At 71.0% G+C, this 20,362-nt stretch carries 15 protein-coding genes; 5 read left to right on the top strand and 10 right to left on the bottom strand.

Annotated features, from left to right (window positions below; all coding sequences use genetic code 11):
- Positions 1-73: 73 nt before the first annotated feature.
- The 7 genes from B1H55_RS02410 to B1H55_RS02380 all read right to left on the bottom strand — a co-directional run bounded on the left by B1H55_RS02410 (position 74) and on the right by B1H55_RS02380 (position 6,131).
- Complete coding sequence (locus B1H55_RS02410; protein ID WP_080461549.1) at positions 74-1,636, bottom strand: NlpC/P60 family protein; 1,563 nt, start codon at positions 1,634-1,636, stop codon at positions 74-76.
- 89 nt (positions 1,637-1,725) lie between these two features.
- Positions 1,726-2,364 (bottom strand): hypothetical protein, encoded by a 639-nt coding sequence (locus B1H55_RS02405; protein ID WP_077240875.1) that lies wholly within the window; start codon positions 2,362-2,364, stop codon positions 1,726-1,728.
- A gap of 47 nt (positions 2,365-2,411) precedes the next feature.
- The gene (locus B1H55_RS02400) at positions 2,412-3,209 is read right to left on the bottom strand and encodes an HAD family hydrolase (RefSeq protein ID WP_073452567.1); all 798 of its coding nucleotides are present in this window, start codon (positions 3,207-3,209) and stop codon (positions 2,412-2,414) included.
- A 147-nt stretch (positions 3,210-3,356) separates the two neighbouring features.
- Entirely contained in the window at positions 3,357-4,208 is an 852-nt protein-coding gene (locus B1H55_RS02395; RefSeq protein ID WP_096519632.1) for a PTS system mannose/fructose/sorbose family transporter subunit IID, read from the bottom strand.
- Positions 4,209-4,227: 19 nt separating this feature from the next.
- A complete protein-coding gene (locus B1H55_RS02390) occupies positions 4,228-5,160 on the bottom strand; it encodes a PTS mannose/fructose/sorbose transporter subunit IIC (protein ID WP_073452565.1) in 933 nt (310 codons plus the stop codon).
- Positions 5,161-5,199: 39 nt separating this feature from the next.
- Positions 5,200-5,691, bottom strand: a complete 492-nt coding sequence (locus B1H55_RS02385) for a PTS sugar transporter subunit IIB (protein WP_073452564.1) — start codon at positions 5,689-5,691, stop codon at positions 5,200-5,202.
- On the bottom strand, positions 5,691-6,131 hold the full coding sequence (locus tag B1H55_RS02380) for a PTS sugar transporter subunit IIA (RefSeq protein ID WP_073452562.1): 441 nt from the start codon (positions 6,129-6,131) through the stop codon (positions 5,691-5,693). Before B1H55_RS02380 ends, B1H55_RS02385 begins: the two co-directional genes overlap by 1 nt.
- A gap of 536 nt (positions 6,132-6,667) precedes the next feature.
- Here B1H55_RS02380 and B1H55_RS02370 point away from each other — a divergent pair.
- Positions 6,668-9,694, top strand: coding sequence for a glycoside hydrolase family 32 protein (locus B1H55_RS02370; protein WP_077240873.1), 3,027 nt, complete (start codon positions 6,668-6,670; stop codon positions 9,692-9,694).
- A gap of 92 nt (positions 9,695-9,786) precedes the next feature.
- On the opposite strand, the gene B1H55_RS02360 is transcribed toward B1H55_RS02370, so the two are convergent.
- Entirely contained in the window at positions 9,787-12,024 is a 2,238-nt protein-coding gene (locus tag B1H55_RS02360; RefSeq protein WP_073452556.1) for an NAD(+) synthase, read from the bottom strand.
- Positions 12,025-12,075: 51 nt separating this feature from the next.
- The gene (locus B1H55_RS02355) at positions 12,076-13,086 is read right to left on the bottom strand and encodes a LacI family DNA-binding transcriptional regulator (protein WP_073452554.1); all 1,011 of its coding nucleotides are present in this window, start codon (positions 13,084-13,086) and stop codon (positions 12,076-12,078) included.
- An 88-nt stretch (positions 13,087-13,174) separates the two neighbouring features.
- On the opposite strand from B1H55_RS02355, the gene B1H55_RS02350 reads away from it, so the two are divergent.
- Both B1H55_RS02350 and B1H55_RS02345 read left to right on the top strand, forming a co-directional pair.
- Positions 13,175-13,915, top strand: a complete 741-nt coding sequence (locus B1H55_RS02350; RefSeq protein ID WP_073452553.1) for an HAD family hydrolase — start codon at positions 13,175-13,177, stop codon at positions 13,913-13,915.
- On the top strand, positions 13,912-14,751 hold the full coding sequence (locus tag B1H55_RS02345; protein ID WP_240494174.1) for a glycerophosphodiester phosphodiesterase family protein: 840 nt from the start codon (positions 13,912-13,914) through the stop codon (positions 14,749-14,751). The genes B1H55_RS02350 and B1H55_RS02345 overlap by 4 nt, the downstream gene beginning before the upstream one ends.
- A 590-nt stretch (positions 14,752-15,341) precedes the next feature.
- Here B1H55_RS02345 and B1H55_RS02340 read toward each other — a convergent pair.
- On the bottom strand, positions 15,342-18,086 hold the full coding sequence (locus B1H55_RS02340) for an ATP-dependent Clp protease ATP-binding subunit (protein ID WP_077240872.1): 2,745 nt from the start codon (positions 18,084-18,086) through the stop codon (positions 15,342-15,344).
- A gap of 256 nt (positions 18,087-18,342) precedes the next feature.
- Between B1H55_RS02340 and B1H55_RS02335 the strand changes: the two genes are divergently transcribed.
- Together B1H55_RS02335 and B1H55_RS02330 are read left to right on the top strand one after the other, a co-directional pair.
- Positions 18,343-18,996: a hypothetical protein gene (locus B1H55_RS02335; RefSeq protein ID WP_073452550.1), complete on the top strand. Its 654-nt coding sequence runs from the start codon at positions 18,343-18,345 to the stop codon at positions 18,994-18,996.
- A gap of 347 nt (positions 18,997-19,343) precedes the next feature.
- Positions 19,344-20,306, top strand: coding sequence for a hypothetical protein (locus B1H55_RS02330; protein ID WP_080461548.1), 963 nt, complete (start codon positions 19,344-19,346; stop codon positions 20,304-20,306).
- Positions 20,307-20,362: the final 56 nt, after the last annotated feature.

Raw genomic sequence — 20,362 nt, 5'->3', positions numbered from 1 at the left:
TTCCGACTGGGGCGGGCCCCCGCCCCTCCGGGCGGGCGCGCCCCAGTCGGCGCAGGAGGGGAGCGGCGTCGGCTCAGTTCTCAGGGAAGGGCCGCACGACGTCGCCGACGATGCCGCCCCAGCCGTAGCCGACGGTGATGTGCTCGATGCGCGCGGGCCTTCCCATCCAGTCGGTGTGGACCACCTGGTCGCCGCCGAGGTAGATGGCCACATGCGTGATCGTGCCCGAGCCGTTGACGTAGAAGATGAGGTCGCCGCGCTGGCGCTGGGACAGCGGGATGTGCTGCATCCTGGGGTGGCGGAAGAGCTCCTGCGAGGTGCGGTAGTCCGGCCAGGCGTGCCGGTGGGTGTTGATGGGCTGGGGGTCGAGGCCGCCCGCGTAGAGGGACTGCAGGACCAGGCCGGAGCAGTCGTAGCCGAGGGCATAGGGGCCGGCCCCGCCCCAGGTGTAGCTCGACCCGATCTGGTTCTGCGCGTACCCGATCATCGCCTCGATGCGCTCGGAGCGGGTGGCGCTCAGGCGGATGGGGGTGGCGTGGTAGTCCTCGATGGCGAACCAGTCGTAGCCGGTTCCCAGGGCGTCCCAGGTGGCCTTGTCGACGACGCCGGTGGGCGGCAGCCCGGCGCGGCTCTGGAAGTTGGCGACGGCTGACATGAGGGAGTCGTCCACCGAGGCGAGCTTCGAGGGACTCCACAGGCCCAGGGACTGCTGCACGATCCTCACCTTGACGCCGTTCATGCCCTTGGTGAGGTTGTTGGAGGCGCCGCCCAGTGGGGTGATGGTCTTGGTGGGCTGGAGGAACCACGATGGGGCCCAGTAGGCCCACCAGGCCCCGGAGTCGTAGAACCAGTAGGTCTTGCCGCCGATGCTCCGACTGCCGGTGGCCATGACGCCGCTGGAGGGATCCATGTAGTACCACTCGTCCAGGCCGAGCCACCCGGTGGCCATGGCTCCTGTGGCGGGGGTGTAGTAGCGCCAGCCGTCGGCGTGCTTGATCCATCCGAGCGCCATGGCTCCATCGGCGGCGAGGAAGTAGCGCGCCCCGCCCACGACGAGGCTGCCCGTGCGCATGACGCCGCTGGAGGTGTCGAGGTAGTACCAGTGCCCGCGATCCTTGAGCCAGCCGGTGTACCGGGTGCCGGAGGCGCGGTTGTAGTGCCAGCCGGCGACATCCTTCCACCAGCCGGTGCGCATGTAGCCCTCGGCGTCGAAGCAGTAGATGGCGTAGTCGATGGGGGCGCACTGGGAGTAGGGATAGGTGCCGTCGGGGTTCCTCCACCACCAGCGCCAGTCGGCCTTGACCCACGCGCCGGCGGGGTTGAAGGACGAGGGCGCGATAGCGGGCACGGCGGCGGCCCGGGGCTCCTCATCCCGGGGCTCCTCGACGGCGGGGTCGGCGTCCGCGGGGGCGCTCGTCGGCGCCGACGGCGATGCGCCGGTGTCGGGCCGGCGCTCCGAGGGCGCGGGGCCCAGCCGGTTCCCGGCGCCCGAGGGGGAGGCCGACGCCGGTGCGCTGGGGGACGGCGTCGTCCCCGGGTCGTCGGCCGCGGCCGCCTGGGCGGCGAGCGGCAGGGCGAGGGCGGCGGCGAGACTCGCCGCCGCGAGGCGGCGGACGGTGGTCCGTGTCCAGTGCATTGCTTTCTTCTCTCGTGGGGAGGTGGCACTCCATCGCGCCGGCTGCGGGTTCTGCGGGATTCGTCGTGGGGCGGCGCCGGGGCGGTGGCTCAGAAGACCACCGGCCAGGCCGATAGGCATCCGGTGAGGGCGATCTGCGCCTGCGCCCGGGAGTCGGCGGCGGCCCGGTACTCGGGGTTGGGCGTCGGCGTCCGACCGGACTTGATGTCGTCCTCGGCCCGGGCGGCGTCCGTGTACTCGACGACCTGGCCGCCCGAGAGCCTGCCGCTCGCGCTGACGTAGGTGTCCAGGGAGGCCATGGCGGCAGTGGCCGTCGAGTCGGAGCCGGCGGCGCCGGCCAGTTGGTCCTGGTAGGTCGACGCGAGCACCCCGGCGAAGGCCTCCCACGCCTGCTGCTTGGCCACGGGATCCCCGGAGTCGGCGAGCGCCGTGTACTGCCGCCCCTCGGGTGTCTCGGCCAGGGCCTTCGCGACGACGCCGTCCATCGCCGCGCACTGTGCCGAGGCGGTGACCGCGGCGAGCGGGGCGGGGGTCGAGGTGGCGGTGCGCAGCTCGGTGGGCAGCCCCGCGCCGGGCTGCGCGGCGCCGGTCGACGTGGCGGTCGCCGCGGCGCCGGGGGCGGCGGGCGTGGAATCGGCGCATCCGGCCAGTCCGACGACGGCGATGAGCACCGTCACGGCGGCCATGGGGGTCGCGCGGGGGTGCGGGGTGATGCGGCGGCGCGTCATGCGGTCAGGGTACCAAGGCGATGATGCCCATCACATCTCAGCGCATCTCAGGAAGCCGACGGAGTCTGGCCGAGGAGGCCGTCGATGAGCTCGGCCATGGAGTCGACCACGCGCTCGCAGGCCCGACTCACCTCGGGCGGGGCCCAGGGCAGGGTGACGGGATGGTCCGCGAGGGCGTGCATGGAGACGTCGTTGTAGGAGTCCCCGATGGTCCACACCTCGAGTCCCTCCGAGGCGCGGGTGGCCGCCAGGGGCCCGGCGAGGAGCTCGGCGAGCCCGCCCCCCTTGGAGGAGCCGGTCGGCACGATGTCGAGGAACTCCAGGTTGCGGTGGCACTCGATCCCCGTCCCCCAGCGCTCGGCGGCCTCGATCTCGATGCGCTCGCGCAGGAAGTCGTCGGTGACGCGCAGCGGCACTCCGATGAAGCGGTGCTCGCCCATTCGCGCGGTGCTCATGGGCTCGAAGACCTGGAGGATGGGGGATGTGTCGCCGTTGTTGTCGGCCAGGATGTAGTCCTGGGTGATCGTGGTGGCGTAAGTGGTGACGCCGGGCAGGCCGGCGGTGTCCTCGACGATGGCGCGGGCGACGCCGTCGGGGAGGTGGCGGGCCGCGAGGACCTGGTAGTCGCCGTCGATGAGGACGGCACCGGTGAAGACGATGCCGTAGTCGAAGCGGACGCCCGCGGGCTCCAGGACATCGCGCGCCGCGAAGATGGACTTGCCGGTGTCGATGGCGAGAAGGTTGCCGGCGGCGCGCCAGCGCTCCATCGCCTCGCGGTCCGCCTGGGAGACAGCGCGGTCGAAGATGATGGTGGAGTCGAGGTCGGTGACGATGAGGCGTCGCATGGGCCCTCCGTTGGGCTTCTGGCTGGGCTGGCGGATCTCAGGGCTTGTCGGGCCTGGCGCGGGCAACGGCGCCTGTACGCGCGAGGGGCGCGGGAGCGGTGCTCCGCGCGCCCCTCGCAGCCTAGGGCATGGGGGCCGGTTCCCGGCTCAGCCCAGGAGGCCCGTCCAGGCGCCGAGGATGCCGACGACGAACATGCCCAGGATGATCCACAGCGCGTTGACCTTCTTGTTGAGCAGCCACATGCACAGGAAGGTCAGTCCCAGCGCGGCCACTCCCGGCAGCAGCTGATCGAGGATCATCTGCAGCGTCGTGTCGGTGACGATGCCGGTGTCCCTGTCCTCGACCGAGGCGACCACGGCCGGGAAGTTGATCGTCGTCCACTTCGAGACCAGGGCGCCCATGACGAACAGACCCATGACGGCGGCCATCTGGGTGATCTTCTTGAGCTGGCCGCCGCCGACCTCGGTGACCATCGCGGTGCCCCGCTCGTAGCCGAGCTTGAGCCCGTACCAGCGCGTGGCCACGCGCAGGACGTTGATGCCCAGGAAGAACAGCAGCGGCCCCACGATGGAGCCATCGAGCGCCAGAGAGGCGCCCAGGGCCGCGAGGACGGGCCGGGCGGTTCCCCAGAAGATGGGGTCGCCGACTCCGGCGAGCGGTCCCATGAGGCCGATCTTGACGTTGGTGATGGTGTCGTCGCCGATGGGCTCGCCCTTGGCGCGCTGCTCCTCCATGGCGGCGGTGATGCCGAAGACGACGGAGGACACCCACGGATGGGTGTTGTAGAACTCCAGGTGGCGCTCGAGGGCGGCGGCCTGCGCGGCCTTGTCGTCCTTGTAGACCTTCTTGATCGCGGGCATGAGGGTGAAGCAGAAGCCCATCGCCTGCATGCGCTCGAAGTTGAAGGAGCCCAGGAGCGTCGTCGAGCGCCAGTACATGGACTGCAAGTCCCTGCTGGTCAGGGAGCGCTCCGGTGCGGCGGTCGTGGTGGAAGTCATGATCACGTTCTCCATTCGCTCAGTCGAGCTCGTCGTCGAGGTCATCGTCCGCGTAGGCGCCGCCGCCGGCGGGCGCGAGAGCCGCCTGGGGCGCGGGGGCGGGCTTGGCGAACTCGGGGTTGAGCTGGGTGTAGATGACGGCGAGGCAGGCGCCCACGATGCCCAGTCCCACCAGTGTCACGCCCGTCGGCATGACTTGGAGGACCCAGTTCGCCATGTCCCCGGCGCCCTGGGGGTCGGAGACGGAGCCTTTGCCGGCGATCGTCGTGGCGAAGGTGGCGAAGACGAAGCCCAGGAAGAAGAAGGGCATGAGCTTGCGCGCCTTCATCATGTTGATGACCATCGCGTATCCGACGACGACGATGAACCCGCCGGCGATTCCCAGTCCCTTGGTGATGACGTCGGGGATGGCCCCCAGCGCCTTGTTGACGGCGTCGCCGGAGGCCAGGGACGCGACGATCGCGGTGGGGATGGCCACGCGCAGGCCCTGGAGGGCCAGGGCGGTGAAGTGCATGACCACGATGCCCCGGTAGTTGGCCTGCTTGGCGTATCTATCGGATTGATGGGCGAAGAACACGGCGATTGTTCGCACGAAGATCGTCAGGGCCTGACCTGCGACGGCGAGCGGGACGGCGACGCCGATGGCCGCGTCGATGGCCGCCTTCGTACCGCCGTCGCCGTCCATGGAGGCGACGGCGATGACGGTGGAGACGGTCGAGGCCAGGGCGGCGTCGGGGGCCATGGCGGCGCCGACGTTCAGCCAGCCCAGCGCGATCAGCTCCAGGGTGCCCCCGACGACGATGCCGAGGGTGGGCTGGCCCAGGGCGAGTCCTGTCAGGGTGCAGGCGACGAGGGGGCGGTGGAACTGGCGCTCGTCGAGGACGCTTCCCAGTCCCGCGACGAAGGCGACGATGGTGACCAGGATGATCTGGATTGTGGAGATTTCATGCATGGGAGAACCTTTCGCATGGGCTCGGCGGCGGGGCCGGCCCTACAGCAGCCCCTTCGACTTGAGGGTGGGCATGAGGTCGGAGCGACCCGTGGAGGGGACCTGCTGGATGTACTGGGGGATGCCGCGCGAATCGATCTCGGCGAAGGCGGCGACGTCCTCGGGGGAGGCGTAGACGGCCTGGGAGACCTGCGAGGTCCCCTGCTTGAAGGTCATGCCGCCCACATTGACCTCACCGGCCTCGATCCCCAGGTCGAGGAGCCGGACGATGTCCGCGGGCGTCTCAACGACGATGATGGCCTTGAGAGTGGCGTACTTGGGGTTCTTGTAGACCCTGGCCGCCTTCTCCACGCCCAGGACGTGGACCTTCACCTTGCCGCCGCCGGTCTGGAGGAGGAGGGACTTGCGCAACTCGTCGTTGGCGGCGCTGTCCGAGACCGCGAGGATGGCCTCGGCGCCCAGGGCGCCCGCCCAGTTGTTGGCGACCTGTCCGTGAACCAGGCGGGAATCGATGCGCAGGAGCTTGATGTCCATCAGAGCTCGTCTCCTTCGTCGTCAGAGATGGTGGGGGTGGTGGGGGTGTACTCCTCGGAGAGGATCTTGATGCCGGCCTTCCCGGCGGTGCGGGCGACCTCGACGAGCTCGGCGAGGTCGGCGCCGGCCATGCGGCGGGCGAGGACCTCGATGAGCATGGGCAGGTTCGCGCCGGAGACGACATCGGCGTCGGGTCGCTCCGCCGCGAAGCGCGCCGCTGCGTTGTAGGGGCTCCCCCCGAAGAGGTCGCACAGGATGAGGTGCTGCTGCGAGGACGAGGCCTCGACGGCGGCGTTGTACTTGGCGAGGAGGTCGTCAGGCCCCTCTGATTGCTCGAAGGTGACGGCGACGACGTCGTCGCTGGGGCCGACGATCATGGCCGAGGAGCCGAGGAGGCCCTCCGCCATGCGCCCATGAGCAGCGATGATCACGGAGACCACGGATTACCGCCTTCCGGTCGGGCCGACGACGGGCGAGCCCGGCGCCGGCAAACGATGTGGCGACAGGGACAATAGGCGCTCTCACAGGCCAATAGGGCGCGATGCGGATCGGTATCGCCAGAGCTAACTTGGGTTAGCAACGCGCGAGCCCATGCGTTAGCAGTGAGACACCCACCACACCGTCGGTATTGCATGGCTCACACAGGGCGATCGCTAACGTCGGCGCTAACCATGATCTTCGTCACATGCATGTCGATCCGCCCCCCTCCCCCGCCCCCTCCTCGCCGAGACCGGTCGAAAACGTCATCGAAACCGGTCGGCGGGGGCCGGTGCAGGGCGAGCGCAGGACCGCGGGGCTGGAGGGCCGCAGGGCCTGAGCATCCTCGGGCCCGCCGCCCAACCGCCCCTCGAAGATCACGTCTTGGCAACAGGAGCCCTCCGGTGAGGCGATCTGCCCCCCTCGCGCGCCCCGCCTCGACAGAATGGTGCTGACCTGGGCGCATGCGGCACCCAGGCCTGTCATCGAAGGAGATGCCATGAGACGACCACTCCTCGTCGTCACCCTCACCGCCGCGCTCGCCCTGGTCCTGCCAGGGACCGTGCTCAGCGCCAGCCCCGCCGACGCCGCCGACGCCTCCCAGAGCGAGGCCTGGCGACCCCAGGCCCACTACACCCCCGCCGCGAACTGGATGAACGACCCCAACGGCCTCGTCTACGAGAACGGCACTTATCACCTCTTCCACCAGTACAACCCCTATGGCCTCGCCTGGGGCAACATGTCGTGGGGCCATGCGACCTCACCCGATCTCATCCACTGGACCGAGCAGCCGGTCGCCATCCCCGCGACGGAGGCCTACGGGGTCTTCTCCGGCTCGGCCGTCTACGACGAGACCAACACCTCGGGCCTCGGCACTCCCGAGGCGCCCCCGATCGTGGCTCTGTGGACCCGCGCGGACAATGCCACGGGCATCCAGGCGCAGTCCTTGTCGTACTCCACGGACCATGGGATGACCTGGACCAATCTCAATGACGCCGCGCCCGTGCTCGACATCGGCTCGAAGGAGTTCCGCGACCCCAAGGTCTTCTGGGACACCGTGTCCCAGCGCTGGATGCTCGTGGCCGTCGTCGCCACGGAGCACAAGGTGCGCTTCTACTCCTCGCCCAACCTCATCGACTGGAGCTTCGAATCCGAGTTCGGCGGCGTTGGCGACACGACCGCCGTCTGGGAGTGCCCCGACTTCTTCCCCCTCGCCGTCGACGACGACCCCGCCAGGGTCAAGTGGGTGCTCTCCCTGTCCGTGGCGGGGCAGGTCGGGCAGACCAAGTACTTCGTCGGCGATTGGAACGGCTCCGCCTTCACCGCCGATCCCCTGCCCTCCTACGACGGCAGCGAGGGCTCGCTCGTGGCCGACTTCGACTCGGGCGCCTGGGAGGGCTGGACGGTGACCGGGAACGCCTTCGGCTCCGCCCCGGCCACCGGCGCCACGCCCGGCCAGCTGCCCCTCACCGGGCAGCAGGGCCCCGGCCTGGTGAACACCTTCTACGACTCGGCCACCGGCCAGGGCTCCGATGCCGCGACCGGCTCGGCCGCCTCCGCCCCGTTCACCATCTCCGCCCCCTACCTCAACATGCTCATCGGAGGAGGCAAGCACCCCTACGACGCGGCGGCCACGGGCGATGACGGCGGGGGCACGCTCCTGACCGGCTTCGACTCGGGTACCTGGGACGGCTGGACGGTGACCGGGAACGCCTTCGGCTCCGCGCCCTCCACGGGGGCCAACCCTCCCCAGCAGGCGGTCATCAACCAGCGCGGCGCCGGCCTGCTCAACTCGTACTACGACTCGGCCAGCGGGCGGGGCACGGATGAGACCACCGGGACGGCGACCTCACCGGCCTTCACGATCGACGCCGACCACATCAACCTGCACATCGGCGGCGGCTCCGCCACGGCGGCCTCGGGAGCCGGGCAGACCACGGCGGACCTCGTCGTCGACGGGCAGGTGGTCAGGAGCGCCTCGGGCCGCGATCTCGAGGAGCTCAACTGGCAGAGCTGGGACGTGTCCGACCTGCGGGGCCGTCGGGCCACGATCGTCGTGACCGACACAGCGACCGGCGGCTGGGGCCACATCCTCCTCGATGAGGTGCGGATGTCGGATCGGCCCGCCACGCCGTCGGCCTCGAACACCTCGGTCAATGTGGTGGTGGACGGCGCCGTCGTCGCCTCCGCCACGGGCAGCCAGAGCGAGTCGTTGGACTGGACGAGCCTTGACCTGAGCTCCTGGCAGGGCAAGCAGGCGACGCTCGTCATCGAGGACAACAACGCGACCTCCGAGTACGGGCACATCCTCGTCGACTCGATCACCGCGTCGAGCACGGCCGGCTTCTCCCAGCGCGATGTCATGCCGATCCTCGACCACGGCCGGGACAACTACGCGGCGGTCACCTGGAACGGAGCTCCAGACGGCAAGCGCTACGGGATCGGGTGGATGTCGAACTGGTCGTACGTCAACGGCGCCCCCACGAGCACGTGGCGCACCGCGATGACCCTGCCACGCGAGTACAGGCTGCGCACCGTGGGCGGGCAGCTCCGCGTGGTGTCCACCCCGGTGGGGGCGCTGTCCACCCTCCACTCGGGCCAACCGGTGACGGCTTCGGAGCTCGCCGTGGACGGCGCCGTCGATCTCCCCTCGGCGGCGGGGACCTCCTACGAGCTCGCCGTCACGCTCGACCCGGGATCCTCGGCGCGCTCGGGCGTCAAGGTCCTCGTGGGCGACGGCCAGGAGACGGTCGTCGGCTACGACGCGCGAGCCGGGCAGGTGTACGTCGATCGCACCCACTCGGGCGAAGTGGGCTTCAGTCCCTCCTTCCCCTCCGTCTCCCGGGCCCCCGTGAGCCTGGGAGCCGACGGCCTGGCGCACCTGCGCCTCGTCGTCGACCGCTCGAGCGTGGAGGTCTTCGCGAACGACGGCGAGGCGGTGATCACCTCCACCGTCTATCCCTCCGGAGGAGCCACGGGCGTGAGCCTGTTCTCGGAGGGCGGGTCGGCGGTCGCCCGGAGCGTCGCTTCGCAGCCGCTGGCGGATTACCGCACCCCGGCCCCGAGCCCTGATCCGGCGCCGTCAACGGGGTGGGTGTGGACCGGCAGCGCGTGGACCTACATCGACCCGGCCACCGGCAAGGCCCTCACGGGCTGGCTTGCCGACGGCGGTTCCTGGTACTACCTCGACCCGGCCACCGGGGCCATGGCCACCGGCTGGGCGATGGTCGGCGACCTGTGGTACTACCTGCGCCCCAACGGCGCCATGGCCACGGGATGGCAGGCCATCGACGGCCACTGGTACTTCCTCGAGCCCGCCTGGGGCCACATGCTCACCGGCTGGATCGCCGTGGATGGCCGCTGGTACTACCTGGCTCCCGACGGCGCCATGGCCGCGGGCTGGCAGTGGGTCGACGGCGCCTGGTACTACCTGGATGGGACCAGCGGGGCCATGCGCACCGGTTGGCTGCGCGACGCCGGGGGCTGGTACTACCTCGACCCCGCCACCGGCCGTCTGACCCCCTGACCGCCCAGTCCCCCTCATTGAGACCGGTTGAAAATGTCATCGAGACCGGCCCGGAGGGCCGGTCTCGATGACATTTTCAACCGGTCTCAATGCTACTGGGAGGAGGACTGGGGGACGTTGCGCTCCAACTCGGCGATCCAGGCGGCGCCGTTCACGTCGGAGGGCATGCGCCAGTCCCCGCGGGGGGACAGCGAGCCCCCGGCCACGACCTTCGGGCCGTTGGGCAGGGTCGAGCGCTTGAACTGGTTGGCGAAGAAGCGCTTGAGGAACAGCAGCTCCCAGCGCCGGATCTCCGGCAGCGAGTAGGCGACCCGGTCCGCCTCGGGCAGGCCCTGCGGCCAGTCGCCGGCATCGGCGTCGGCCCAGGCCTTCTCCGCCAGGAAGGCGATCCGGCTGGGGCGCGAGCCCCGGCGCAGCACGTGCCACAGGGTGAAGTCCTGGAGGGCGTAGGGGCCGATCCGCGACTGGGTGGACTGCATGGGCTCGTCCTGGCTGCCGGGCACCAGTTCGGGGCTGATCTCGGTATCGAGGATGGACAGCAGCGTGCGCCCGACGGCGTCGTCGAAGATCCGCTCGGCCACCACCCATCGGATGAGGTGCTGGATGAGGGTCTTGGGGATCCCCGCATTGACCCCGTAGTGCGCCATGTGGTCGCCCACGCCGAAGGTGCACCAGCCCAGCGCCAGCTCGGAGAGGTCCCCCGTGCCCAGCACGATCCCTCCTCGGGCGTTGGCGATGCGGAAAAGGAAGTCGGTGCGCAACCCGGCCTGGACGTTCTCGAAGGTGACGTCGTAGACCTCCCGGCCGCGCTCGCCGCGCCCGTAGGGATGCCCCATCTCCGTGAGCATCTGCGTGGCGGTGGGGCGGATGTCGAGCTCGGAGAAGGTGCAGCCGAGCCCGACGGCGAGATCCTCGGCGTTGCGGCGGGTGATGGCGCTCGTGGCGAAGCCGGGCATCGTATAGGCCAGGATGTCCGAGCGCGGCCGACCGAGGCGGTCCATGGCGCGGGCGGCCACGATGAGGGCCTGAGTGGAGTCCAGGCCCCCGGAGACCCCGATGACGATCTTGGGGTTGCCGATGGCGCGCAGGCGCTGGACGAGCGCCTCGACCTGGATGGAGTAGGCCTCGTAGCAGTCCTGGGCCAGGCGCGCCGGATCGTCGGGGACGAAGGGGAAGCGGTCCACGCGCCGCCGCAGCCCGATATCCGCTCTCGGCGCCCGCAGGGCGGTCACGGGGATCTCGATGCGCTCGAAGCCGCGCGGGTCGGTGAAGGAGGCGGGCCCGGAGGCTCCTCCGGCGACCGCGGCGGCTCCAGATCGCCCAGCGGCGCGCGCCAGGGTGCGGGCGTTGTCCTCGAAGGTCCCCTGGCGCAGCCGCTCGGCGCGCATCCCCTCGATGTCGACGTCGGCGATGGTGGCGCGCGGCCCGTCGGGGAAGCGCTCGGAGGAGCCGAGCAGCTCGCCGTTCTCGTAGATCATCGTCTGGCCGTCCCAGGCCAGATCCGTGCTCGACTCGCCCTGCCCGGCGGCTGCGTAGACGTAGGCGGCCAGGCCCCTCGCCGAGGAGGAGCGGGCCAGGAGGTGGCGGTCCTCGGCGCGTCCCACGGTGATCGGGGAGGAGGAGATGTTGAGCAGCACGGTGGCGCCCGCGAGCGCGGCCACGGACGACGGCGGGACGGGCACCCACATGTCCTCGCAGACCTCCACGTGGAAGGTGAGGCCCGGGACATCGGCGACGTCGAAGAGCAGGTTCGGGCCGAAGGGCACCAGGGCGCCCGGCGCCGCGTCAGCGCCGCCGGGGCCGCGCACGCCCCGCAGGAGCGCGCGCCGCTCGGCCGCCTCGGGGGCGTCCCCGGCGGCGAAGTGCCGGGCCTCGTAGAACTCGCGGTAGGTGGGCAGGTAGGACTTGGGGGCGACGCCGCGCACCGCCCCGCCGGCAATGACGACGGCGCAGTTGAACAGGCGGTTGCCCACGCGCAGTGGCGCACCGACCACGACGGCCGGCAGGAAGGTCTCGCTCGCGGCCCGGATGGTCTCGATGGCGGCCAGCGCCTCGTCGAGGAGGACCTCGGCGTGGAGGAGGTCGTCGATGGCGTAGCCGGTCAGGCACAGTTCCGGGAAGGCGGCGAGGCAGACGCCGTCGTCGCCGAGGGCCCGGGCCTGGTCGATGATGGCGGCGGCGTTGTCTCCCGGGCTGCCGGGGACGACGGGCAGGGTGACGGCGGCGACGCGCGCGAAGCCCTGGTCGTAGGCGGAGCGGAAGGCGATGCTCGGGCGGTCGGCGGCGGGTCGCTGCGGGGCCGCCGGGTCCTGGGGGTCCTGGGTTGCCATGCCCCGATCCTGCCATGATCCGCCGATCGGCCCCGCCCCGCCGCCGGCCCCTCAGAGGGAGGCGCGGCGCACGAGCCGCCCGGGCAGCAGGGTCCGGGCGGGGACGCGCTCGCCGCGCAGCATGGCCGCCAGGCGCTCGACGCCGACCCTCCCCATCTCCTCGAAGGGCAGCGCCACGCAGGTCAGGCCGGGGCGGGCCTGGCCGGGGCCGAGGTCCTCGTCATCGATGCCGATGATGGCGACGTCGTCGCGCACCCGCAGGCCGCGCTCGCGCACGGCCTCGTAGGCGCCGATCGCCATCCTGTTGTTGCCGCACAGGAGGGCGGTCATCCACGGGTTGGCGTCGAGGAGTTGGCCCGCAGCGCGGTAACCGCCCTGGATGGTGCCGTACCCGACGGCGGTGGCGACGCCGTCCCAGTCGATCCCGGCGCGGCTGAAGCTGGCCCGGTAGCCGTCGCGCCGGGGCTGGGCGCCGACGTCGGTCCCGGAGACCTCGACGACGCCGATGTCCCGGTGCTCCCCGGTGAGGAGCGCCTCGGCCTCCAGGCGGGCGATGGCCTCCTCATCTGGGCGGACGCAGGGGTGGCCGCTGGCCGAGGCCTGGCAGTTGACGAGGATCGTGGGGGTGTCGCGGGCATCGGTCGGCACGGCCACCTGGGCGCAGCTGGCGCGCGCGTGGATGATCGCGCCCACTCGGTGCTCCAGGAGTGAGGCGACGGCGCGGCGGTCGTCCTCCGCGCGCCCCGTGGTGGGGATGAGGAGCAGGGGCATGCCCTCGCGCAGGGCGGCGTCCTGCATGCCGCGGATGATGGAGGAGGCCTGCGGGCCGGTGAGGATGTCGGTGACCACGCCCAGGGCGCTGGAGGAGCGGGGGTGGGCCAGGCTCGCCGTCCCCTGGGGCCGATAGTCCAGGTCCCTCGCAGCCTGGAGGATCCGCGACCGCGTGGTCTCGGGGATGCGCGAGTCCGGGCGGTTGTTGAGGACGAAGGAGACGGTGGTCCGCGACACCCCGGCGACCTTCGCGATGTCCGCCATCGTCGCGCGGCGCTCCATACGGCTCATGGCGCGCCTCCTCCCCGGTCGATGGCTCCGCGCCCCACGATGCCACAGGTCGACCACCGAGGGACGCGGTGCGCGCTACTCTCATGGGATGGCGGTCACACAGCCCCCCTCCCGCCCGGACTTCACGGTCCGGGCCGTCCTGTGGGACATGGACGGCACTCTCATGGACTCCCAGCCCTTCTGGGACGAGGCCTTCGTCGCCCGCACGCGCGCGGCGGGCGGCACCCCCACCCCGCGGATCGTGAAGAGCCTCACCGGGGCTTCCATCGAGACGGCCCGGCGCCTCATCGCCGCCACGGGGGCCGTCGCCGACTGGCGCGAGCCCGCCGCCGAGGAGCTCTTCACCGCGATAGCCGACGATGTCGCGGCGCGCGTGGCGGCCTGCCCGCCCCTGCTCCCGGGGGCGGAGCGGATCACCTCGGCCCTGGCTCAGGTCGGGGTGGCGCAGGCGATCGTGTCCGCCTCGCCCCGCCGGATCGTCGAGAGCGTGGCGCGCGCCCTCGGGGATGTGTTCGCCGTGACGGTCACGGGGGACGACGGCGCGGGAGCCAAGCCCGACCCCCTTCCGTACGCCACCGCGGTCGAGTGCCTCGGCCTGGGCCCTGCGGACTGCGTCGTCGTGGAGGACTCGGCGACGGGGGCGGCCTCGGCCCGCTCCAACGGGATCCACGTGGTCCAGATCGGCGCGGCCAAGGCGTTCCCCGCCGATCCCGGGCTCGTCGTCGTGCCGGATCTGGCATCGGTGACGCCCCATCTCCTCCTGTGGGAGGAGCGCTGGCAGCCCGCGACCGGCCCTTCCACGGCCGGATCGCCGCGGGGCGCACGATGACGGGCACCGGGGACGCCCGCCCCCTCTCGCCCTACGCGCCCCTCCCCTGCTCCCGGCCAGTGCCGCCGGGCAGTCGGATCGTGCTGGGGCATCGGGGCGCGCCCTCCCTCGCCCCGGAGAACACGCTCGCCTCGATCCGCCGCGCGGCGCGGGCGGGGGCCTCCTGGGTCGAGATCGATGTGGACGTCATCGGCGACGGCACGCCCATCGTCATCCACGACTCCTCCCTGGACCGCACCACGGATCGCACCGGCTCCTACTACGACCTGTCCCGGGCGGAGCTCGAGGACATCGACGCCGGGTCGTGGTTCATCGCCGACGACGGATCGCGCCCCTACGCCGGCGAGCGCCTGCCGACGCTGGCGCGGGCGCTGGAGGCGATCGCCGCGGAGGGCCTGAGCGTCATTGTGGAGATGAAGCCCTGCGAGGCGGGGGCCCGGGCCTGCGCAGGGCTCGTCGACGCCGTCGCGGAGCACCTGGACCTGTTCGCCGTCAGGGCGCCGGGGAGCCAGGCGGTGGTCTCCTCCTTCAACCCCCTTCTCCTGGACCGGATGGGGCGGCGTCGTCCGGCCACGCGGCTCGCCCTCCTGATGGAGGCGGGTCTGCCGACCGGGGACTGGCGCAGTCGGGCGGAGGCGCTGGGGGTCGAGGCGATCAACCCGGCGGATGAGGGCCTCGAGCGGGAGCTGGTCGAGCAGATGCGCGCACTGGGCTACGGGGTCAATGTCTGGACCATCAATTCGCCCGAGCGCGCTGAGGAGCTCTTCTCGTGGGGCGTCTCGGGCATATTCACCGACCGGATCCACGAGCTCGGACAGCTCGTTACGGAAATGTGATCCTAAGGGCACTGGGCCCCCGATCTGGCGATTCTCCGCCGTTTTGAACGGATTGAGGCGCGGCGGGATCCCATTGCCCGAGAACTTCCGAGCCGCGAATGTGCTTCGCGGCGATCAAGTCGCATATGATGACGCCGTCGGGAAACGCCCCGGCACGAGGAGATCAGGGACTCCGATGACATGCCGCGGCGTTCGGGACCCGCGCGATTCAGGGACCGCGCCCCCGTACCCGACCGGGGCCCCGCACCGTGCTGAGGTGCGGGGCCCCCTTTTCTCTCTCCCCCCCCCGGGCAACGCATGAGGAACCGGGCATATGAGAAGCGATCCTTTGGAGGCTCTTCTCACATCAATAATAACAGAAAGATAACACCCCGAAATGCTCTGTGATCTTAGTGGGATATCACCATTCATGGGACCATCCGACATACACGGTTGACGTTCAGCATCGCCTGCGATCCATACCCCAGTAGGTATCCGGCATGTGACCTCCCCATCCCTTTGACGGGACGCGAAGACATACGCCGAAGGCTCGATGAGCGGGGCGCGCCCAGTCCCTTCCGGACCGGGCGCGCCCCGCGATGCGCCGCGTATTATGCGGTGGGCCCGGCGGGGGCGCTCGACGCGCTCGGGGCGCGCCCCTCGCCCACTGCCCGCAGCGCGAGACCGGCGGCGGGCCCGTCCGCACTGAGGTCGACGACGACCTCCTGGCCGTCCAGAACCTCCCCGGCCAGGATGAGCCTGGCCAGGCGGTCCCCGATCTCCCGCTGGACGAGGCGTCGCAGGGGCCGCGCCCCGAAGGCGGGGTCATAGCCCTCATCGGCCAGCCACTGGCGGGCGGCATCGGTGACGGTGAGCGTGAGGCGCCGGTCCGCCAGGCGCTCGGCCATCCGGGCGAGCTGGATCTCGACGATCCGGCCCAACTCCTCCTTGGTCAGCGGGTCGAAGACGAGGGTGTCGTCGAGCCGGTTGAGGAACTCGGGCTTGAAGTGCGCGCGAACCTGCGTCATGACCTCATCGCGCTTCTCGTCGGGGCTGAGCAGCGGATCGATGAGGAAGTGCGATCCGAGGTTGGAGGTGAGCACGAGGATGGTGTTGCGGAAGTCCACGGTGCGGCCCTGGCCGTCGGTGAGCCGGCCGTCGTCGAGCACCTGGAGGAGCAGGTCGAAGACCTCCGGGTGGGCCTTCTCCACCTCGTCGAGCAGCACCACCGAGTAGGGGCGGCGCCGCACGGCCTCGGTGAGCTGACCGCCCTCCTCGTAGCCGACGTACCCGGGAGGGGCGCCGACGAGCCGGGCCACCGAGTGCTTCTCGGAGTACTCGGACATGTCGAGTCGCACGATGGCGCGCTCATCGTCGAAGAGGAAGTCCGCGAGCGACTTCGCCAGCTCGGTCTTGCCCACGCCCGTGGGGCCGAGGAAGAGGAAGGAGGCGGTGGGGCGGTCCGGGTCGGACACCCCCGCCCGCGAGCGCCGGACGGCGTCGCACACGGCGGCAACGGCGGCCCTCTGACCGATGAGGCGCTCGCCGATGACCTCCTCCATGTGGAGCAGCTTGGCGGACTCGCCCTGGAGCAGGCGCCCCACGGGGATGCCCGTCCAGGCGGCGACGACCTCGGCGATCTCGGCGGCGCCGACCTTCTCGGCGATCATCGGCTCGGCGGCCTGGCGCGCGAGGCCGTCGGGGCCGACGACGCTGGAGGCGGTCTCGGCGGCCTCCGCCTGCCGGATCTGGGCCTCGAGGGAGGGCATCTCACCGTAGCGCAGGCGCCCGGCCTCCTCGAAACAGCCCTCCCGCTCGGCGAGATCGGCCTTGGTGCGCAGCTCATCGAGGGCCGCCCGCAGCTCGCCGATCCGGTTGTGGCCGGCCTTCTCGGCCTCCCAGCGGGAGGTCAGCCCGGCGAGTTCCTCGGAGGCGTCGGCGAGCTCGGCGCGCAGGCGCTCGAGGCGCTCCAAGTCGGCGGCGGTCTCGATGGAGTCCGCACCGCCGCCCGCAGGAGCGCCCTCCCCGCCGTCGACTCCCAGGGACTCGGCGAGGTAGGACTCCTCCATGCGCATGCGATCCACGCGACGGCGCAGGGCGTCGATCTCCTCGGGACTGGAGTCGAGCTCCATGCGCAGGCGGGAGGCGGCCTCGTCGACGAGGTCGATGGCCTTGTCGGGCAGCTGGCGCCCGGTGATGTAGCGGTCGGATAGGGCGGCGGCGGCCACGAGGGCGCCGTCGGAGATCGTCACCTGGTGGTGGGCCTCGTACTTGGGGGCGATGCCGCGCAGGATCGCAACGGTGTCGGCCACGCTGGGCTCGTCGACGAGGACCTGCTGGAAGCGGCGCTCCAGGGCGGGGTCCTTCTCGATGCGCTCGCGGTACTCGTCGAGTGTCGTGGCGCCGACGAGCCGGAGCTCGCCGCGGGCGAGCATGGGCTTGAGCATGTTGCCCGCATCCATGGAGGAATCGCCGCCCGAGCCCGCCCCGACGACGGTGTGCAGCTCGTCGATGAAGGTGATGACCTCGCCGTCGGAGTCCTTGATCTCCGCCAGGACGGCCTTGAGGCGCTCCTCGAACTCGCCGCGGTACTTGGCGCCGGCGACCATCCCGGCCAGGTCGAGGGCGATGAGGCGCTTGCCCCGCAGCGAGTCGGGGACGTCGCCGGCGACGATGCGCTGGGCGAGCCCCTCGACGACGGCGGTCTTGCCCACGCCGGGCTCGCCGATGAGGACGGGGTTGTTCTTGGTGCGCCGGGAGAGCACCTGGACGAGGCGGCGGATCTCGGCGTCGCGGCCGATGACGGGATCGAGCTTGCCCTCGCGGGCGGCCTCGGTGAGATCGGAGCCGTACTTCTCGAGGGTCTTGTAGGTGCCCTCGGGATTGGGGGAGGTGACGCGGGCGCCGCCGCGGACGGCGGGCAGGGCGGCGCGCAGGGCCTCGGGAGTGGCGCCCTCGGTGCGCAGGAGGGAGGCGACGGCGTCATTGGGGTTGCCGGCGGCCAGTCCGATGAGGAGCATCTCGGCGGAGATGTAATCGTCCCCGGCGGTCTTGGCCTCGCCGGCGGCCGCCTCGAGGGCGGCGAGCAGGGCCCGCGAGGGCTGGGGCTGGGAGACGATGGAGCCAGAGGAGGCGGGCAGGGAGGTGAGGATGCGGCGGCACGCCGCGCCGATGCGCTGGCGCCGGGCCGGGTCCGCGTCGACGGCGGTGAGCAGGGCCAGGGCCGTGGAGTCCTCGGAGCCGAGGAGCTCGACGAGCAGGTGGGCGGTGTCCACCTGGGGGTTGCCGGCGGCCGCGGCCGCCTGCATCGCCCCGGAGATCGCCTCCTGGGAGCGAGTGGTGTAGTTGGTGTCCATATGGTTCTCCTTGGGATGTCATGCCTGGTGGGCGGGTCTGAGCGAGAGGGGCCCGGGAGGGGCCGTGGCGCGGGCCGCTCCCTCTGGGCACCTCAACCGTCGACGAGTTGAGTCTATTCCACTCAACTTTCCTGTGCACCGGGGCACCTCCTCCTCGATGGGGAGAACTTCCCGGGTCGAGCCCCTGAGACCGCGGAGTAGCAACGGCGTGGCTCGGGTTAAAGTGAGCGCACGTCGTTACCCCAAGGAGATCGTCATGAAGATGACTCGTTCCCTCGTCGCCGTCGCAGCGCTCGCACTGGCACTCCCGCTCGCGGCATGCTCCTCCGATAAGTCCGAGGACCCCGGCTCCGCCAGTTCTGCGGCTGCCACGGCGGCCGCTCCGACCGATGGACAAGAGGTGACCGCATCGACCGCCGGCATCACCTTCCTCGCCCCCAGCGACTGGACGGTCCTTTCCGACCCGTCCAGCCTGGGTGAGGACGCCCTGAGCGCAGCTGCGGAGGCAGTGGGCCAGGACCCGGCAACCTACAAGAACAGTATGAAGCAGGTTGACCTGCTCGTCTCGAACCCAGAGGCCAAGGCGATCAGCGGCGTCGCCTTCGCCGACAACATCCTCGTGGCCCGTCAGAGCGTCCCCGAGTCGCAGGTGCCGGCGGACGAGACGAGCGCAACTGCATTCGCCAAGGCAACCGGCGCGAACAATATGACGAAGTACGAGAAGATCGGCACCGCCAATGGTGAGGCCACCGTCGTCCACTACGACATGACGGTGAAGGATGGCACGGGCTACGGAGCCGTCGTCTTCGCCCCGACCTCCGACGGCAGCTACGCGGCCATCACCGCCTCCGCCACCGAGGCCTCCACGGTTGACGAGCTCGTCGCCCGAGTGACCGGCAGCGTCAAGTGACGCCCTGTCCTTGAGCCCTTCTCCCGCTGAGGAGACCCGCGCCCCGGCGCACCCCTTCGGTGCTCCGGGGCGCATCGGCTGGTGCTCCCCCACCCAGTGGTGCCGTTTCCACCGAGTGGAGCGTCCTGCCCGCACCGGTGGGAGCATGGCGCACCACTCGGTGCGAACGGCACCTCCCGTGACGGCTCCCGTGGGCGGTCGCGCGATGGGCGCACCCTCCCGCCCCACCCCGAATCGTCGCCAACGCTCCTGGGGGTTGCGAACGCTCCCCCGGAGCGCGCCCACAACCCCGTGAGGCGTCCCACTCCCCACAACCGCGCCCGGAATCAATCATCTAGGATCGATACATGTCCCAGTACCCTCCGAACGGGCAATACCCCGGGCAGTATCCGGGCCAGCACCCTGATCCATCGGCCTCGCAGCCGCCCGCCCAGCCCTACCCGCAGCCCGGCCAGAACCAGCCGGGCTATCCCCCGCCGGGCTACGGCTCCGGCTACCGGCCCGGGTACACCCCCTCCTCCCAGGTCGGGGGTCAGATGGGCGCGCAGCTCCCCTTCCAGCCCGTCGGCACCGCCTACGGCTACGGCGGCCCCGGCCAGCAGGGCCCCCAGCCACCCAAGAAGAACACCGGACTCATCGTCGGCGTCGTCAGCGCCGTCGTCGTCGCCCTCGTCGCCAGCGGCGTCGGCGCCTTCCTCCTCCTGCGCGGCGACAACGACGACGCCGCCCCCAAGGCCAACACCACCACAACCGCCCCGGCAACGAGCACCCACCCCGAGCCCTCCGGCGAGCCCACCCGCACCAAGCGGCCATCGAAGTCGCCGACGCCATCGGCATCCCCGAGCGCAGCGGCCGGTTCTCAGGAGGTCACCGGCCCGGTTACAGGCGTGACCTTCTCGGTCCCCAAGGGCTGGACCACCGGGGTTGGAGGCGCCCCCGACGCGGGCGGTGTCCTCGACGCCGACATCACCTCCGATCTTGACGCCTACGCCTATGGCAGTTCAGGGCTCAAGCAGGTGCAGCTCCAGAAAGGTGTCGCGCCACTGAGCACCGCCCCGAGCGAGGACATGCTCAAGACGGTCCTCTCCCGCCAAGGGGGCGCGACCTTCTCCTCGTACGAGACCTTCACGACCCCCAACGGCGATGGGGCTGTGGCGTATTTCTCGCTCGATAAGGACGGGATCACCATTTACGGCGCTCTCATCGAGCCCAAGACCAGCACAGGAGGATATGCGACGCTCACAACAGCGGCCTTCACCGAGCCGCAGAGCAAGGAGTTGACGCAGAGCGTCATCGCCTCGATCCGCTGAGGGCCTGCGGCTCCTCCACTCAAGCCCATGGTGGCCCGCCCCGTCCGGGGCGGGCC

This window comes from Actinomyces denticolens, from assembly GCF_002072185.1.
Lineage (GTDB): Bacteria > Actinomycetota > Actinomycetes > Actinomycetales > Actinomycetaceae > Actinomyces > Actinomyces denticolens.
Note: the sequence above shows the minus strand (reverse complement) of the source record. Positions and strands in the feature narration are given on the sequence as shown.

Bases quoted from the DNA above. Each gene is read 5' to 3' on its own strand.
- B1H55_RS02405 (WP_077240875.1), bottom strand. From the start codon at position 2,364: ATGACGCGCCGCCGCATCACCCCGCACCCCCGCGCGACCCCCATGGCC.
- B1H55_RS02385 (WP_073452564.1), bottom strand. From the start codon at position 5,691: ATGGACATCAAGCTCCTGCGCATCGATTCCCGCCTGGTTCACGGACAG.
- B1H55_RS02410 (WP_080461549.1), bottom strand. From the start codon at position 1,636: ATGCACTGGACACGGACCACCGTCCGCCGCCTCGCGGCGGCGAGTCTC.
- B1H55_RS02395 (WP_096519632.1), bottom strand. From the start codon at position 4,208: ATGACTTCCACCACGACCGCCGCACCGGAGCGCTCCCTGACCAGCAGG.
- B1H55_RS02340 (WP_077240872.1), bottom strand. From the start codon at position 18,086: ATGGACACCAACTACACCACTCGCTCCCAGGAGGCGATCTCCGGGGCG.
- B1H55_RS02330 (WP_080461548.1), top strand. From the start codon at position 19,344: ATGTCCCAGTACCCTCCGAACGGGCAATACCCCGGGCAGTATCCGGGC.
- B1H55_RS02350 (WP_073452553.1), top strand. From the start codon at position 13,175: ATGGCGGTCACACAGCCCCCCTCCCGCCCGGACTTCACGGTCCGGGCC.
- B1H55_RS02400 (WP_073452567.1), bottom strand. From the start codon at position 3,209: ATGCGACGCCTCATCGTCACCGACCTCGACTCCACCATCATCTTCGAC.
- B1H55_RS02390 (WP_073452565.1), bottom strand. From the start codon at position 5,160: ATGCATGAAATCTCCACAATCCAGATCATCCTGGTCACCATCGTCGCC.
- B1H55_RS02335 (WP_073452550.1), top strand. From the start codon at position 18,343: ATGAAGATGACTCGTTCCCTCGTCGCCGTCGCAGCGCTCGCACTGGCA.
- B1H55_RS02355 (WP_073452554.1), bottom strand. From the start codon at position 13,086: ATGAGCCGTATGGAGCGCCGCGCGACGATGGCGGACATCGCGAAGGTC.
- B1H55_RS02345 (WP_240494174.1), top strand. From the start codon at position 13,912: ATGACGGGCACCGGGGACGCCCGCCCCCTCTCGCCCTACGCGCCCCTC.
- B1H55_RS02370 (WP_077240873.1), top strand. From the start codon at position 6,668: ATGAGACGACCACTCCTCGTCGTCACCCTCACCGCCGCGCTCGCCCTG.
- B1H55_RS02360 (WP_073452556.1), bottom strand. From the start codon at position 12,024: ATGGCAACCCAGGACCCCCAGGACCCGGCGGCCCCGCAGCGACCCGCC.